Source organism: Kangiella koreensis DSM 16069, assembly GCF_000024085.1.
GTDB lineage: Bacteria > Pseudomonadota > Gammaproteobacteria > Enterobacterales > Kangiellaceae > Kangiella > Kangiella koreensis.
This window is the reverse complement of record NC_013166.1, coordinates 2,764,865-2,779,610: the sequence shown is the minus strand read 5'-3', so window position 1 is coordinate 2,779,610 and position 14,746 is coordinate 2,764,865. Positions and strand designations below refer to the sequence as shown.

The window sequence follows — 14,746 nt, the reverse complement described above, 5'->3', positions numbered from 1 at the left end:
ATCAAAATAGGGCCGTAAGTTGCTCTAAAGTTAATTTACCCTGTGTATTGTAGGGTAAGCATTCAAGGTAGCGCCATTTGCGCGGTATCGCAACGGATTCGTAAGTTTCTGCCAACTGTAACTTAAAGAGTTGATTCAGGTGCTTCTTGTTGTATTGATTAAGAAGTTCCCTGCCCTGTTCACTGAGAACTATTATTGCGCCTAGATATGTCCGATGATGTTGTAATACGACGACTTTGGCTTCTTCAATAAATAATGATGATGTTAGCGTATGCTCAATGGCATCAAGAGAAACCCTTTTCTCTTCGATTTTGACTATTCGGTCCATTCTGCCGAGTAGTTTAAACTGATGATCAGACAGAAGCTCCAAGTCGTCATCCAGCAAGATGGTTTGATTTAAATAGGGTGTGGACAGAATTGCTGGTTGGTTTGCTTGTTTATGAATAGTTATATTGGGAAAAAGTGTCCACACATCATTGGAGTTATTTTGATTTCGGTAACCGATACCGCCAGTTTCTGTACTGCCGAATACTTCAGTTGGGAATACGCCTAGCTGGTGGCATGCCGTTTGTGCCGAGGCATGGTTTAATAAGCTTCCGGAGCTGAAGCACTGCTTGAGTGACACTGTACCAAGGTTGAGATCCTGCCTGGACAGAAATGCGGGACTTGAGATTAAGCAAATTGCTTTCTTATCCTGACATAGTGACTTGAGCTGCTCTTGGTATAAAACGATATCGGCATAAAATGTGTGACGATAAAGCAAAGGCCACAACAGTCTGAAAATGAGCCCATAAATATGGTGCTGAGAGACGGTTGATAAGAACTGGCAGTGAGTGACCGATGAACCAAAAACTGATTCGATGACACTGACCTCCGTTAAGATCTGATTGATCGATTTACTGATAGATTTTGGTTTGCTGGTTGAACCGGAAGTAAAAAACACAACTGTGCTGTTTAAAGTAGTCGGCACTATCAAGGTATCGGGAGAGTTCAGCCCACTGTTAGACGAAAAGTGCTTGCTTGGCAAGACAGAGTCTAGAGAAACCTCGCCAATGGCAGCATCAAAATTTGGCTTGATATGTGTAAGCCATTCCGGTTTGTTATTAGCTGTCAGTACAATATCTTTTTGAAGAATAAGCAATGCAATAAAGTTTACCGCGAAGTCATAACTGTTATCGACAAATAACAAATAGGATTGATGTGGGAGTTCTGAGATATTGGCTGAACACTGAGTGACATCTTTTAGAAACTGTGAGTGGCTATAACTATGAGATTTATCACAGGCAACATCATAGTGATGGTTTTGCGTTAATAATTGTTGGAATTTATTCACAGAATCGATCACACCACTACCCTACCCTGCTTGATGAACTATTTTTCGATAAATTAGCTCAGCAAGAAATAAAGTCCCCATTAACACATATGAAATGAGCCCGTTATACAAAGTCCATATTTCGATAGTGGTAAAGAAAACGGTATAAAGCGAAGCGAGAATGTTGAAAATAAAAAATAGGCACCAGACTTTCGTTACCTTTACAGTATAAGGGATAGCTTCCTCAGGTAAGTCAGGATCCTGGAAACGTGCAATTCTTTCGATTATAGAAGGTGGTGAGTATAGGCTATAACCAAATACGATCAGAAAACTGGTGGTGATAATTGCTGGATAAAGCTGTAAGCCGAAGGTCGAGTTAAGAAAGTAACTTAGACTGGCAATAGCCAGGCCAGCTATAAGAACTATAATCCAAAGACCTTTAATTGCTTGAAAGAGCTTACCTCGAGCAACAAAGCTTCTAATAACAACTAAAGCAGCCAGCAGCATGGCTATAAATTTTGGCTCGAAATGTTGTAGTCCAAAATAAATGGCTATGGGGTATAGAATGACCACCATAGCGATTATTGTCTTCAACAAAATTTGCATCATTAGTTGTGCGCTAGGTCATACACCGCGTCAACTACATGTTGCATTGTACGTACAGCTTTGAATGTCTCAGGATTAACTGACTTACCTGTCATCTCTTGAAGTTTGATAACCAAATCGACGGTATCAATGCTGTCTAGATCCAGATCTGTGTAGAGATTTGCTTCGAGGGTAATGTCATCACCATCAACTTCAAAGTCATCAACTAAAATGGTGACTAATTCTTGATAGATGTGTTCTTTTGTATCAAAACTGGCCATTAACTAGCTCCTTTTTGTTGTTCAATAAAAGTAGCTAAGGTGCTGACAGAGTAGAAATGCTTTTTAGATTCTTCAGAGTCCGAATCTAATTTAATATCAAATTTTTTCTTTAGCGCCAAACCAAGTTCTAGTGCGTCAATTGAATCAAGCCCCAAACCATCACCAAATAACGGTTCTTCGGTTTCTATATCATCAATACTAATATCTTCAAGATCAAGCGAGTCGATAATGACTGTCTTAATCTCGTTTTCTAAGGATTTCATTGTGTGCCAATTCCTCTAAAAAGACTGTCTTAATGTGCTCCGTTAAGCGTCTTGCTGCGATTGATTCATTTTTTTCATTGTGAACAAACGGAGTAATATCAATTTCCTCAACAACCCTCATCGAAAACTGTGCTTTACGAGGAGGAATCTGATACCACTTTTCTTGTTTTGTAAGTGTGGTAGGGTCACAGTCAATAATTACCGGTAAAAGATTTTTGTGGCAGCGAATGGCAATATTTGCCGCACCACGCTGTAACTTAATGGGTTTATTAGGAACTGTGCGGGTACCCTCAGGAAATATCACTAGATTATAACCTTCTTGTAGGCTTTTGTTACAGTTTTGTATGAGTTTATTTACATCCTGGTCATTGTTAACAAAGTCCGCGACCCGGACCACTCGCTTGAGGAAAAAATTATTCCAGATGCCTTGTTTAACGACACAGTCAGCGTTGGGGATTAAGGAAATCAGGGCAACCACGTCAATTAAGGAGGGGTGATTAGCAATAATGATCTTACCTTTAACGCCTTTCAGTTGTTTCTTAGCCTGTTCTAAATCGAAGGTAAAGATGCCTAGCGCTTGCATAAAGCGAATGAAAACATACCAACATTTGTGTATTAGATAGCGTGCTTTACGCTTACGAACAAATGGATCGCGGTTAAAAACACCAAGCACTGGAAAAACTAAAAGGGATAGTATTAATCCACCAATACCGAATGTAGCGAAAGACAACCCGGTGGCGAAAACGCGCCAAAGGTAATTGATTTTATAAAGCATGTTTGCAAAAGCCCCAACGGGTGTCCTGGCTGTCTACAGTTTGCTGCTGGTTGTCACTGTGTAGGAAATCAAAAAAACTAAGAGCTAATGGAAACTCAGGTTTTTGGTGTTCACTAAGGGAAGTAAACGAAAAGGAAACGACAGGGGCATTATCAGTAGGTTGGGATAGCAGTAATGACAGGCTATAACTTGGGTATAAGCTGCCTTGAAGCTCTGAAAATGGTGGTTCTACTTTTAAATCAAAGCAAGTTAACAAAACTTGGCTATTGGGAAAGCGTTGAAGTTGGTTATAGCATTCCAAAAGCGCGTAACCAAAAGTGTTGGAGTCTGCGGCAATACTGGTGCCTGGGTGTTTATTGCCCGTAAAAATGGAAAACAAACCAAGCGAGGCATTATGAACCGATAAACTAAAGTCTTTTGGAGAGACTTCCTGTTGTTCAAACATACTCTTCACAATGCGGATGGTTCTATTGAGCTCACCATGTTGAGATGCAAAAACGGTCATTAATTGTTCGGGGTTAAAATTATATTGCTCAAGACAGCTTAGAGAGCTGTGCATCGCTAATTTGCTGAGCCCGCTTAATCGACGGCGCTTGATGGGTGGGATTTGCTGTAAACTTATTTTATTGAAGTCGGCTCGGGTGGCTAAATTATGGAGTTTTCGGGTCTTGTTATCGACTGAGTCTATCCAGCAGTATGAAGATAGAACGCTAAGTTTTATAGTATTTTTATCCATTATCTGTCTATCTATTGTAAAAGGCTACTAACTTGCGAGAGTCTAGCCGATTTGATTCAGCACTTCAAACCAGGCAGTTGAGCCATTTGCTTGCCATGAATATTAAAAAAGCCACCCGTAGGTGGCTTTGCTTCAAAGAGTAAAACGATTATTGGTATTTAGCCATTACCGGATTAACTTCATTATTAGTAACCATCCCTTTAATAGTGTCTTGTAGAGCTTTGACCTTTTCAGGAGCCAGTCCCTCTTTACTGAACATAAAGGATACGTTTTCACTGGGAATTTTGACATTGGATTCTTTAATTTGTGAATCAAGACCTTTGCGCTTGATAATATAACGACCTTCAATAGGGTCCGTTAAAACGCCATCAATGGTGCTATAAATGACATTATAAAAACTCTGTTCGCCGGAGTTATCGTCAATAAATAATGGGCCATACTGTGGGTGGTTCATCAAGTTATAGACATCCCCGCCGTAGTAATAGTCGTTGGTTATCCCAACCTTATTACCGCCACTTAAAAAGCTAGCAAGGCTATCGTCCTGAAAGTCACTGGTGGCGCGAATAAATAGGCTGAAGGACTCATTTCTGTATGGTACAGAGAAGTCAGCATAAACTTGGCGGTCAGGGGTTTCTGTTGCGCCACCTAAAACGTCAATTTCACCTGCTTCGAGAGCTGTTAGTAGTTCGGTCCAGCTTTTTTGAACATACTGAATATTGCATTGATTGGAATCGGCAGCTTTCTTAAATATTTCAACATCAATGCCCTGCATTTCGCCGTTATGTAAGAATTGATAGGGTGGACGTGGCTCCCAACCATATTTAATGACACAATCGTAATTTGTGTTGGTAGCCGTCTCATTAGTTGAAGGGTTTGTATCCCCTCCCCCACAAGCTGCTAGAAAAAAAGTACTGGCAAGTAGTAAAGTGCTTAGACGATTCATAAAGCCTCCCCAAGCTTTTTAATTATAATCACAGAATTCATCTTGCTACTAAATGTGAACTGGATCAAGTATTTGTTGTATAAAAACCCGACAAAAGGGTTGAAAATCAACCAATAATTGATTGATTTGTCGACAAATGGCTTAAAAAACAAACCAAAACTGACTTGTAGTGTAAAATTTTTGATAATTGGCGCGAAGAACTCAGGGGCATAAAAAAAGCGACCATTTTGGTCGCTTTTTGATAATAAATGTTAATCAACTTAGCTGATAGCATTTTTAATCTTGTTCATCGCATTTTTTTCTAGCTGACGAATACGCTCAGCTGAAATGCCATATTTGTCTGCTAAGTCATGCAGGGTGGCTTTTTGATCGCTCAACCAGCGCTGCTGCAAAATGTCCTGACTTCTTTCATCCAGGGTTTTCAACGCAGACATTAAGCGAACTTCACGCTGATCCTGCCAGTCTTCCTGTTCAATGGCTTGTGCTGGATCTGAATTAGGAGACTCAAGGTAATGAATCGGTGCGTAAACCGCATCATCGTCATCGCTGGCATTCGGCGCATCAAACGACGCATCATGGGCATTTAGGCGCCCTTCCATGCGACGAACTTCTTCCTCACTAACACCTAAGTCCTGCGCGACAGCATTAACTTCGTCATTATTAAGCCAGTTAAGTGTTTTCTTTTTGGAGCGCAAGTTGAAGAATAGCTTGCGCTGTGCCTTAGTGGTCGCAATTTTAACAATGCGCCAGTTACGCAATACGTATTCGTGAATTTCCGCTTTAATCCAATGCACAGCGAAAGAAACCAGGCGCACGCCGACTGTTGGGTCGAAGCGTTTAACGGCCTTCATCAGACCAATATTACCTTCTTGGATAAGATCGGCTTGTGGTAAGCCATAGCCACTGTAACTTCTTGCAATATAAACAACAAAGCGTAAGTGAGCCATTACTAACTGGCGCGCTGCTTCAAGATCGTTATTGTCGTGAAATTCATGCGCTAGTTTTTGCTCTTGTTCGACCGACAGGACAGGAATAGCGCTGACGGTACTGACGTAACCATCAATACTGCCTGTTGGGACGGCTAATGCCATGCTCGGTGAAATGTTGCTCATGTATTCTCTCCAATAATAAGGATTGGCCAATATTAGCACTGTTTAAGTGAGAGTGCTAATATTTTGGCACTCTAAGTCTAAGAGTGCTAAACAGTAAAAAAGTTCCATACAAAAAGAGGTTTCAGGCAAGGTTCTATAAGGCCTGTAGGCTAGTTTGTACCTTTGAAATAAGTAACCTACACCCCTCGTAAGCAGAAATAAAGTGAAACTTCTTAAACTTTTATGGACGCTTTGTAACAGGAAATTACAAACTTGAAGAAGGGGTCCCTGCTAGACCAGAAATCAGTCAGTTAGCAGGGACCAGGGCTAAACTAAGAGTAGCCTATCTTGCAGTCGCTTCAACTTCGATAATGATATCAACCTCGTCACCAACCGCTGGAACACCATATATCATGCCCCACTCTGAGCGTTTGATTGTGCCGGTTGCAGAGAAACCGACGTGTGGCTGTTCGCTCATTGGGTGGATGCCCGCCTGATTTAAGGTTAAGTCCAAAGTAATCGGTAAGGTTTTGTCTAAAATAGTTAAATCACCATGTAATTTACCGGTATCTTCGCCGGTCTTTTCCAGCTTGGTGCTTTTGAAAGTCATGGCTGGGTATTGCTCAACATCGAAAAAATCGGGGTTGCGCATATGGTCATTCCATTTTTTGTTTTCAAGATCGATGCTTTTGGTATTGATTGACACTTCAGTTTTGGCCGTTGACCAGTCTTCTGGATCAAAGCTTAAAGTACCGTCAAATGCACGAAATTTACCGTACGAATTAGAATAACCTAAGTGATTGACTTTAAAGATAATTTGACTGTGAACGGTGTCAAATTCATAATCAGCAGCTTTTGCATCAGCGTTGCCGGCAAAAACTAAGGCAATGGTGCTTAAAGCGAGGGTAAACAGGGTTTTCATAAACAGATATCCTTTTATAAAGTGAGACTCTAAATACCATGTAGGTAATAAACGGCCATATTCAAACAAGCTTCTGGCCTATAAGCAAATAGCATAAGGTAATTTTGAGTATTACCTCAGGGAATAGCGGGTAACAAGTTAGTTAATACAGGATAGACACTATAGAGGTTTGCTGTGAGAAAAAAGTGAAGTGTGTGGTTTAGCTGTCCGATGAGCAAGAAGCAGAGAAGTTTAGGTGGGTTGAATATCTTTTAGATGTTTACTCACTGAGAACCAGGCGCCAAATAAGCCCAAACCTGCGCCAATTAACAGTAGTGCCAATGTCTGCTTAGGTTCCAGTCCCATTAAAGAAAAGCCGCTGTTGTAAAGTTCAGCCAGGGTCGAAGAAGGGCTTTGTAAAAGAAGTAGCACAATATTGACCATCAACGCAGCGAGCAGGGCGGCGATAAGTCCATACCAGAAACCGGTATACAGGAAAGGGCGGCGAATAAAGGCATCGGTAGCCCCGACTAATTTAATAACCTGGATTTCATCCCGACGATTTAAAATGGCCAGTCGAATGGTATTGCCAACAATTAAAAGAACGCCAAAGGCTAACAAAATACTGACAAAAGTACCTATCTTCTGTGAAATTTCAAGAATTGCCTGATAACGTTGAATCCAGGCCATATCCAGTTGAGCCAGATCCACCATAGGATCTTGTTCTAATTCCTGTGCCAATTGTTCAAGCAAGTCCGCAGCAGAGTGAGTTTCATAGGGCGTTAGAATTATGCTGTCGGGCAGGGGGTTTTCGGCTAAGTAATCCAAGGCGTCGCCAAAACCTGATTGGTGTTTAAATTCCTCAATGGCCTCTTCTTTAGGAACTAGAACAACCTCCTTAAATTCAGGACGAAAACTTAATTCTTGAACCAATTCAGCTCGCTGCTCCTGACTGACGTTGTCTTTGAGGAATAAAGCCATTTGCACACCACCGCTCCAATTACTGCTAATGGCTTTAGCATTAGAGCTGAATACATAAAAAGCAGTCGGCAAAGCCAAAGCTATAGCTAAAACGAGTATAGTCAGCAAACTGTTGGTAGGGTGACGCAAAACATCAAGAAGAGTATTAGCAGCATTTTTTTTGTGCAGGCTGATAGCCATCTTGAAGCGATCAAGAAAGCTGACCTTGTAGGAAGTATTTTGACGATTGGATTTACTCATCAAATGCCGCCTCTGCCAGTTCGTTACGGATGGTGCGACCTTCTTTGAGGGTAATGACTGGGTGCCTCATACGTGCGATCAAGGCCAGATCATGCGAAGCAATCAGCACTGAAACACCAACCTGATTAAATTCAGCAAATAAATTCATGATGTCGGCAGATAATTCTGGATCGAGGTTACCTGTCGGCTCATCCGCCAGTAATAGTGGAGGTTTATTGACGACTGCTCGAGCAATGCCCACCCGTTGCTGCTCTCCACCTGACAGTTGGATAGGCAACTGCTTTTCTTTACTCAGTAGCCCGACTTTATCCAGTGCGGCACGTACCCGTTTCGGAATTTCACGATCAGATACGCCTGCAATAATTAAAGGCAGGGCAACATTGTCGAAAACGGTGCGATCGAATAATAAACGGTGGTCCTGAAAGATCATGCCAATTTTGCGGCGGTGATAGGGGATATGACGATCTTTAACTTTGCTGATATTCTGGCCGTCAAGAATGACCTGGCCACGAGTCGGACGCTCCATTAGAGCAATTAATTTCAGCAGGGTACTTTTACCGGCGCCACTATGACCAGTAAGAAAAGCCATTTCACCAGCCGGTAGCTCGAAGCTAACTCCCTTGAGAGCTTCGTGGCCACCTTCATAGCGCTTAAATACCTGGTGAAATTCAATCATAGTGTGTTAATAGGCTATTATTGTTGAGTGTTATCATCGGTTGCGAATAAGGCCTGAATGAAGTCCTGGCCATTGAATTCGCGTAAATCGTCAATGCCTTCGCCTACCCCAATAAAGCGAATGGGTGTTTTCATCTTGTCAGCCAATGCAAAAATAATACCACCTTTTGCAGTACCATCCAGCTTGGTAATGGTGATTCCGCTAAGTGGTACCGCTTTATTAAAGTGCTCAGCCTGATTGAGCGCATTTTGACCGGTGCCTGCATCGACCACCAACATCACTTCATGCGGTGCGCTTGGGTCAAGTTTTTGCATCACTCGCTGGACTTTGGACAATTCATCCATCAGATTAGACTTGGTATGCAGGCGTCCGGCTGTATCGGCAATCAACACATCAATCTTACGAGCCTGGGCGGCTTGCAGTGCATCGAAAATAACTGAGGCACTGTCTGCGCCAGTGTGCTGTGCGGTGACATGGATATTATTACGTTCGCCCCACACTTGAAGCTGTTCAACGGCGGCAGCACGGAAAGTATCACCGGCAGCCAGCATCACGGACTTACCCTCACCTTGGAATTTTTTGGCTAGCTTGCCGATGGTGGTTGTTTTACCGACGCCATTAACACCAACCATCAAGATAACAAAGGGCTTGTGAGTCAGTTCCAGCGGCTGGGTACAAGGTTCAATGATCTCTGACAATAATTGGCGTAGACGATCCATCAAAGCTTGAGGGTCTTTGAGTTCCTTGCGCGCAGCTTTGTCAGTTAGATCATCGATAATTTTTCGGGTAGCACTTACGCCGACATCAGCCATTAGCAATTGAGTTTCAATATCTTCAAGCAAGTCATCATCAATTTCTTTGCTGCCTAAAACAAGATTAGCCAAACTGTCGGCTAACTGACCACGGGTGCGACTTAAGCCGGCTTTGAGGCGTGAAAAGAAACCTTGTTTCTCGGCAGGGTGGTCGTTTGACTGTTGTTGATTGGGGTCAGTCAGGGTTGGAGCAGCCGCTTCAATCTTTTCTCCCTGATGCTCCTGATGTTCGTAGGCTTCTTCAATATCATGCTCTACCTGCTCTTCAAGTTGCTCTTCCAGAGCATGTTCGGCCTGTTCTAAAAGTTCTTCATCAAGACGTTGGTCTTTAGGAGTACTGTTTTCGAGAGGTTGCTCTTCAGCAGCCGATTCTTCAATAGGCGTCTCAGATTCAGTATCAGGGGATTGCTCAGTATTATTAGAGTCTTTTTTGCCAAACCAGCCAAACAGGCCGCGTTTTGATTTATCTTTTGATTGTGAGTCGCTCATGGCAGTGAAGGTATCAATGACTTGTTTAACTTTATAAAGGCGTTATCCTATCACTTTCAAGGCAGGTGCGTAAGAGATTTGCAAACCGCAAGCGGGCAAACTTGAACGCCAGAGTAGAAGGGGCCATTTATGGCTAACCGAAATAAGATTGTTCAGGACAGCAAAAAGAAATCCACATCACCGCATGCCAAAAAAGTGGGTCAGTTTCGTGTGATTGGCGGTCGTTGGAAAGGTCGTAAACTGCGCTTTATTGAGGTGGAAGGACTCAGGCCCAGCCTGGATCGCATTCGCGAAACCCTGTTCAACTGGCTACAGAATGAGATTCATGGCGCAAACTGCCTCGATCTATTTGCCGGCTCCGGTGCTATCGGAATCGAAGCTCTGTCCAGAGGCGCATCAGAAGCCTCTTTTGTAGAACTTAATCGCAAAGCCTTCCACCAATTAGAAGAAAACCTCGGACTGGTCAACGCTGATAATGCTTATGTGATGCATGGCGATGCGTTCGACTTTATTCAAAGCAATCAAAAATCATTCGATATTATTTTCCTTGATCCGCCATTTCATAAAGGGATAGCACAAAAAGTCATAGAACAGCTGGATGCAGCAGAGTGGCTTAAACCTGAGACTTTAATCTATATTGAAGTGGAGCAGGGGCTGGAACTGAATGTGCCAGAGAACTGGACAGAGCTAAAAGATAAGAAAGCAGGGCAGTTACAGTATAAGTTGTTTGCTGTGACCTAAACTGATTAACCGCTTTTATATAACACTTTGATTAAGTGATAGCCAAAGCGCGTTTTGACGGGGCCAATTAAGGGTTTGTCTTCGCTGCCTTTGGCAAATACCGCATTATCAAATGGCTTGACCATCTGGCCACGCTTAAATTCACCTAGATCACCGCCCTGTTTTTTCGAAGGGCACATGGAGTGGCGTTTGGCCAGCTGATAAAAATCGGCACCTTTCTCGAGCTTGGCTTTGAGCGCCAGAGCTTCTTTTTCAGTTTTAACCAGAATGTGTAGGGCAGATGCTTTGGCCATGATGAGCTCCTGATAGGTTTGGCTGATAAGTTCGCAGAGATTAGTTCGTAGAGATTAGTTAGGAATTGCCTGTTTCACATAAACATCAAAGCGATTGGCTTTGCTTTCGATGCTCATGGAAGGTTTTTGCTGATTAAGATAGGGCGCATAACTGGGTCGTTTGACTACCACGCGATATTTGGCATGTTCAAGCGCCAGCGGCAACAGCTCATCGGCATCCGGGTCTTCACCAACCAGTAATTTTACCAGCCGCATCTCTTTTTTCACCGCAGCGCTTTTATTGCGTGGCGGGAACATGGGATCGAGATAAATGATATCGGGCTGTTGCTCAGACGATAACTTGGGTATCAGCTCGCTTGCTTGCCCCTGATATAGTTCGAAATCTTGACCAAAAAGCTCCTGGGTTTCAGGATGATTGGCGGCACGTGCAATGGCATCTTGCAATAAAGCCGCTACATAAGGTGAACGCTCAATTATACGCAGGCGACAACCGAGGTTGCGCAATTCGGAGGCATCACGACCGAGACCGCCTGTCGCATCAAGGATTGAGGGCTGCCAGTTATGCTTTAAACCGCAGGCTTTTGCAATCTGTTGCTTGCGGCCACCGCCATGACTTCGGCGCCAGGCTATGGTCCCTTGAGTAAAGTCCAGCGAAAAGCCGGTTGCATGTCCATCCAGCTTGGCGTAAAAGTGTAACTCTTGATTGGCATCCTTTGGCTCAAAACAGAAATAGCCATCGAATTGATCCAATTCGCCAACGTCAGTAATTACCGGCAAATCAGCCAGTATTGATGGCGGTGCTGTAGAATCGGTTTGATAAAAGGCTAAAGAATGCTTCACTTAAATAATTCACAAGATGATGACAGAACCCGCACAGAATACCATTATTGAGCAACATATAAACCTAGATGACGTTGCCGATCTGAATGATACCAACCCGCTCGAATTATTGGTGCAAGCCACTGGTTTGTCAAAGCAAAGAGTTAAAGACGCCATGACAAAAGGCGCTGTCTGGCTGTCGCATGGCAAACAGGCGCGACCTTTGCGTCGTAAAAATGCCAGATTGCGCTTAGGTGAGGAGCTGCATCTCTATTATAACGAGCAGGTACTCAGCGAGACGGTAGCAAAACCTGAGTTGATAGCGGACGAGGGCGATTACTCGGTGTGGAATAAGCCTAATGGGGTCTGGTCACAAGGTTCAAAATGGGGCGATCATTGCTCGATCAGTCGACTGGTTGAAGAACACTTTGACTACAACCGGCAAACCTATGTGGTGCATCGTCTGGATAAAGCGGCAAGAGGTTTGCTCATCCTTGCCCATAACAAAGAGGCCGCCGCCGCCTTATCAGCTATGTTCGCCAAGCGCACGGTAGAAAAGCATTATCTGGCCTGGGTTAACGGGCAATTCCCTCATGATTCAATAACCATCGACAAACCCATTGATAATAAGCCAGCCAAAAGCATTGTCACTTTAAAAGAGTATGATGCGGACAAAGATCGTAGTTTGTTGTCGGTTCAGATCTTGACTGGCAGAAAGCATCAGATTCGTATTCACCTGTCTTCGCTAGGCTTTCCAATCATAGGTGACCGTTTGCATGGCGAGCCGACGCAAAGCCAAGATTTGCAGCTGATGGCATACAAGCTAGATTTCCAATGCCCAATAACCGGCGACAAAAAAGCCTATCAACTGAAGACATGGACTTAAATTAACCTATCATTAATATGCAAAGTGACCAGCAACTTCTTAAAGAAATCAGAGCCTGCACTATCTGTCAGGATCTGCCGCTGGGTCCCAATCCAATTTTGCAATTTAGTTCCAAAGCCAAAATATTGGTAGCAGGTCAGGCTCCGGGTCAAATCACCCATCACAAGGGAAAACCATTTGATGATGCTAGTGGCGATCGGCTGCGCGATTGGCTTGGCATTGATCGAGATACTTTCTACGATCCGGAAAAATTGGCGGTAGTGCCAATGGGCTTTTGCTATCCGGGCAAAGGAAAATCCGGTGACTTGGCACCGAAAGCTATTTGTGCAGAAACCTGGCGCAAGAAGATTCTAAGAGAACTACCTGATATTGAACTGACATTAGTCATCGGGAAGTATGCAATGGACTGGCATTTACCGAACCGACAGGAAAGAAATCTTACTGAAACGGTCAAGAACTGGCGTCATTATATTGAACAAGATACCCCTGTCATGCCATTGCCGCATCCAAGCCCGCGCAACAATATCTGGCTTAAGAAAAATCCGTGGTTTGAAGAACAGCTGATACCGGAGCTGAAAAATCTGGTCACGGCACTACTAGCACCAGACAAGGAGTGAGCATGTCGGAAGTCTTAACTATCATTATATTAACGGGGTTAGCCGGTGCCTGTATTCCCTTGGGTGGATTACTGGCACGATTTGAAAAGTTTCGACCTCAGTGGCTGGATAAAGAGTTCCGTCATTTTGTGATTGCCTTTGGTGGTGGCATTTTAATCGGTGCCATTGCTGTAGTATTAGTTCCGGAGGGCAAAAGCCAACTCAGTGTGCCGCTGTTAGCGATACCGATCTTTCTGGGTGGGGGATTATGTTTTTTTGGAGTTGAGAGAATATTGGGATTGAGGAGAAGAGAAGCTCCTCAGCTTATGGGCATGGTACTGGATTATGTACCAGAAGCCATAGCGCTTGGTGGAATGGTTGCGGTGGAAGCTAAAGCTGCACCTCTGTTGGCTCTCTTGATTGGATTACAAAATCTGCCCGAAGGATTTAATAGTTACCGCGAGTTAAAACAATTAAAGAAACCAAGTGATAAAAACTGGACAATATTAGTGATGATGGGACTGGTTTTATTAGGCCCTGCTTCGGGACTAATAGGGTATTTTCTATTATCCGATTTTCCTGATGTGTTGGGGGGTATTATGCTGTTCGCGTCCGGCGGTATTCTCTATCTAATCTTTCAGGACATAGCTCCGCAATCAAGGCTAAACCACCATTGGGCACCACCACTAGGAGCCGTATTAGGTTTTTGTGTGGCGTTGTTCAGTGAGATGGTGGTGAGCCATTAGTCTGCTTCTTTGTTTAGAAGAGAGTCTGACAATATAGCTTTGAAAACATCAGCCCCCTTTTCACGTGCAAACTCAACATTACGTTCTGGAATTGCATCTGGATCATCAACGAACTCAAGCGCTTTTTCGATACTTGCTTCGCGCAATAAATGAAGCATAGGGTAGGGCGAACGGTTGGTGTAATTAGCAGGGTCATTTTTTAACTGGCCATCGAAGCAGTAGTCTGGATGAAAACTGGCCAACTGGAAAATACCTTCCAACTCTTGCATAGCCATTAATTGGTTTGCCATATCCAGCAAATCCAGATAATCATCAAAATCAGCAAAACCCTGCGGCAGGATCAGTAAAGTGGTTTCTATCGAGCTATCCTTCTCAAGCTCTGTAACTGCCGCCATCAAGTCCTCTAACGCTGTTTCAATCTTGTCAGCTTCTGATACCCAATATCGAATCGATTGACGGACAAACTCACGCTTGGCAAATGGGCAGAAATTAAAACCAATGACTGCGTGCTCAAGCCAATAACGAGTAGCTTTTATGACGGTGGTGTTAGAAGGTTGAGGCATAAAAAATGAAGTTTTGA

Annotated in this window: 19 protein-coding genes; 4 read left to right on the top strand and 15 right to left on the bottom strand. The window is 43.4% G+C overall.

The genetic code is table 11. The annotated features are described in order from the left end of the window. Window position 1: 1 nt before the first annotated feature. From KKOR_RS12935 to ftsY, 12 genes are all read right to left on the bottom strand, one after another. Window positions 2-1,345, bottom strand: coding sequence for an AMP-binding protein (locus KKOR_RS12935; RefSeq protein WP_015781590.1), 1,344 nt, complete (start codon window positions 1,343-1,345; stop codon window positions 2-4). Between the two features lie 9 nt (window positions 1,346-1,354). Continuing rightward, window positions 1,355-1,918 carry a COG4648 family protein gene (locus tag KKOR_RS12930; protein ID WP_041296270.1) on the bottom strand — a complete coding sequence of 188 codons (564 nt, stop codon included), beginning with the start codon at window positions 1,916-1,918 and terminating at the stop codon, window positions 1,355-1,357. A gap of 2 nt (window positions 1,919-1,920) precedes the next feature. Further along, entirely contained in the window at window positions 1,921-2,178 is a 258-nt protein-coding gene (locus KKOR_RS12925) for an acyl carrier protein (RefSeq protein ID WP_015781588.1), read from the bottom strand. Next, window positions 2,178-2,441: a phosphopantetheine-binding protein gene (locus tag KKOR_RS12920; protein WP_015781587.1), complete on the bottom strand. Its 264-nt coding sequence runs from the start codon at window positions 2,439-2,441 to the stop codon at window positions 2,178-2,180. The genes KKOR_RS12925 and KKOR_RS12920 overlap by 1 nt, the downstream gene beginning before the upstream one ends. Beyond that, complete coding sequence (locus KKOR_RS12915; protein WP_015781586.1) at window positions 2,416-3,216, bottom strand: lysophospholipid acyltransferase family protein; 801 nt, start codon at window positions 3,214-3,216, stop codon at window positions 2,416-2,418. Before KKOR_RS12915 ends, KKOR_RS12920 begins: the two co-directional genes overlap by 26 nt. Continuing rightward, window positions 3,206-3,952, bottom strand: coding sequence for a beta-ketoacyl synthase chain length factor (locus KKOR_RS12910; protein WP_015781585.1), 747 nt, complete (start codon window positions 3,950-3,952; stop codon window positions 3,206-3,208). Before KKOR_RS12910 ends, KKOR_RS12915 begins: the two co-directional genes overlap by 11 nt. Before the next feature lie 148 nt (window positions 3,953-4,100). Further along, window positions 4,101-4,895, bottom strand: coding sequence for a substrate-binding periplasmic protein (locus KKOR_RS12905; RefSeq protein ID WP_015781584.1), 795 nt, complete (start codon window positions 4,893-4,895; stop codon window positions 4,101-4,103). Window positions 4,896-5,155: 260 nt separating this feature from the next. Next, window positions 5,156-6,007: an RNA polymerase sigma factor RpoH gene (rpoH, locus tag KKOR_RS12900; protein ID WP_015781583.1), complete on the bottom strand. Its 852-nt coding sequence runs from the start codon at window positions 6,005-6,007 to the stop codon at window positions 5,156-5,158. A 322-nt stretch (window positions 6,008-6,329) separates the two neighbouring features. Then, entirely contained in the window at window positions 6,330-6,908 is a 579-nt protein-coding gene (locus tag KKOR_RS12895; RefSeq protein WP_015781582.1) for a YceI family protein, read from the bottom strand. 231 nt (window positions 6,909-7,139) lie between these two features. Beyond that, window positions 7,140-8,108, bottom strand: coding sequence for a permease-like cell division protein FtsX (gene ftsX / locus KKOR_RS12890; RefSeq protein ID WP_015781581.1), 969 nt, complete (start codon window positions 8,106-8,108; stop codon window positions 7,140-7,142). Continuing rightward, window positions 8,101-8,784 (bottom strand): cell division ATP-binding protein FtsE, encoded by a 684-nt coding sequence (ftsE, locus tag KKOR_RS12885; protein ID WP_015781580.1) that lies wholly within the window; start codon window positions 8,782-8,784, stop codon window positions 8,101-8,103. Before ftsE ends, ftsX begins: the two co-directional genes overlap by 8 nt. 17 nt (window positions 8,785-8,801) lie before the next feature. Beyond that, the gene (gene ftsY, locus KKOR_RS12880; RefSeq protein WP_015781579.1) at window positions 8,802-10,085 is read right to left on the bottom strand and encodes a signal recognition particle-docking protein FtsY; all 1,284 of its coding nucleotides are present in this window, start codon (window positions 10,083-10,085) and stop codon (window positions 8,802-8,804) included. A 129-nt stretch (window positions 10,086-10,214) separates the two neighbouring features. On the opposite strand from ftsY, the gene rsmD reads away from it, so the two are divergent. After that, window positions 10,215-10,826 (top strand): 16S rRNA (guanine(966)-N(2))-methyltransferase RsmD, encoded by a 612-nt coding sequence (rsmD, locus tag KKOR_RS12875; protein WP_015781578.1) that lies wholly within the window; start codon window positions 10,215-10,217, stop codon window positions 10,824-10,826. A 5-nt stretch (window positions 10,827-10,831) separates the two neighbouring features. Here rsmD and KKOR_RS12870 read toward each other — a convergent pair whose 3' ends face one another. Next, a complete protein-coding gene (locus KKOR_RS12870; protein WP_015781577.1) occupies window positions 10,832-11,119 on the bottom strand; it encodes a peptidylprolyl isomerase in 288 nt (95 codons plus the stop codon). 54 nt (window positions 11,120-11,173) lie between these two features. After that, entirely contained in the window at window positions 11,174-11,959 is a 786-nt protein-coding gene (locus KKOR_RS12865) for a class I SAM-dependent methyltransferase (RefSeq protein ID WP_015781576.1), read from the bottom strand. A gap of 16 nt (window positions 11,960-11,975) precedes the next feature. Here KKOR_RS12865 and KKOR_RS12860 point away from each other — a divergent pair, with 16 nt between their 5' ends. Genes KKOR_RS12860 through KKOR_RS12850 form a run of 3 tightly spaced genes read left to right on the top strand, consistent with a single transcriptional unit; the run spans window position 11,976 to window position 14,166 of the window. Beyond that, the gene (locus tag KKOR_RS12860; RefSeq protein ID WP_015781575.1) at window positions 11,976-12,824 is read left to right on the top strand and encodes an RluA family pseudouridine synthase; all 849 of its coding nucleotides are present in this window, start codon (window positions 11,976-11,978) and stop codon (window positions 12,822-12,824) included. A 17-nt stretch (window positions 12,825-12,841) separates the two neighbouring features. Continuing rightward, entirely contained in the window at window positions 12,842-13,441 is a 600-nt protein-coding gene (locus KKOR_RS12855; protein WP_015781574.1) for a uracil-DNA glycosylase family protein, read from the top strand. A 2-nt stretch (window positions 13,442-13,443) separates the two neighbouring features. Beyond that, window positions 13,444-14,166, top strand: a complete 723-nt coding sequence (locus tag KKOR_RS12850; protein WP_015781573.1) for a ZIP family metal transporter — start codon at window positions 13,444-13,446, stop codon at window positions 14,164-14,166. Here the strand turns inward: KKOR_RS12850 and KKOR_RS12845 are convergent. Beyond that, on the bottom strand, window positions 14,163-14,729 hold the full coding sequence (locus KKOR_RS12845; RefSeq protein WP_015781572.1) for a DUF1415 domain-containing protein: 567 nt from the start codon (window positions 14,727-14,729) through the stop codon (window positions 14,163-14,165). The two genes, KKOR_RS12850 and KKOR_RS12845, sit on opposite strands and share 4 nt — an antisense overlap. Window positions 14,730-14,746 lie beyond the last annotated feature (17 nt).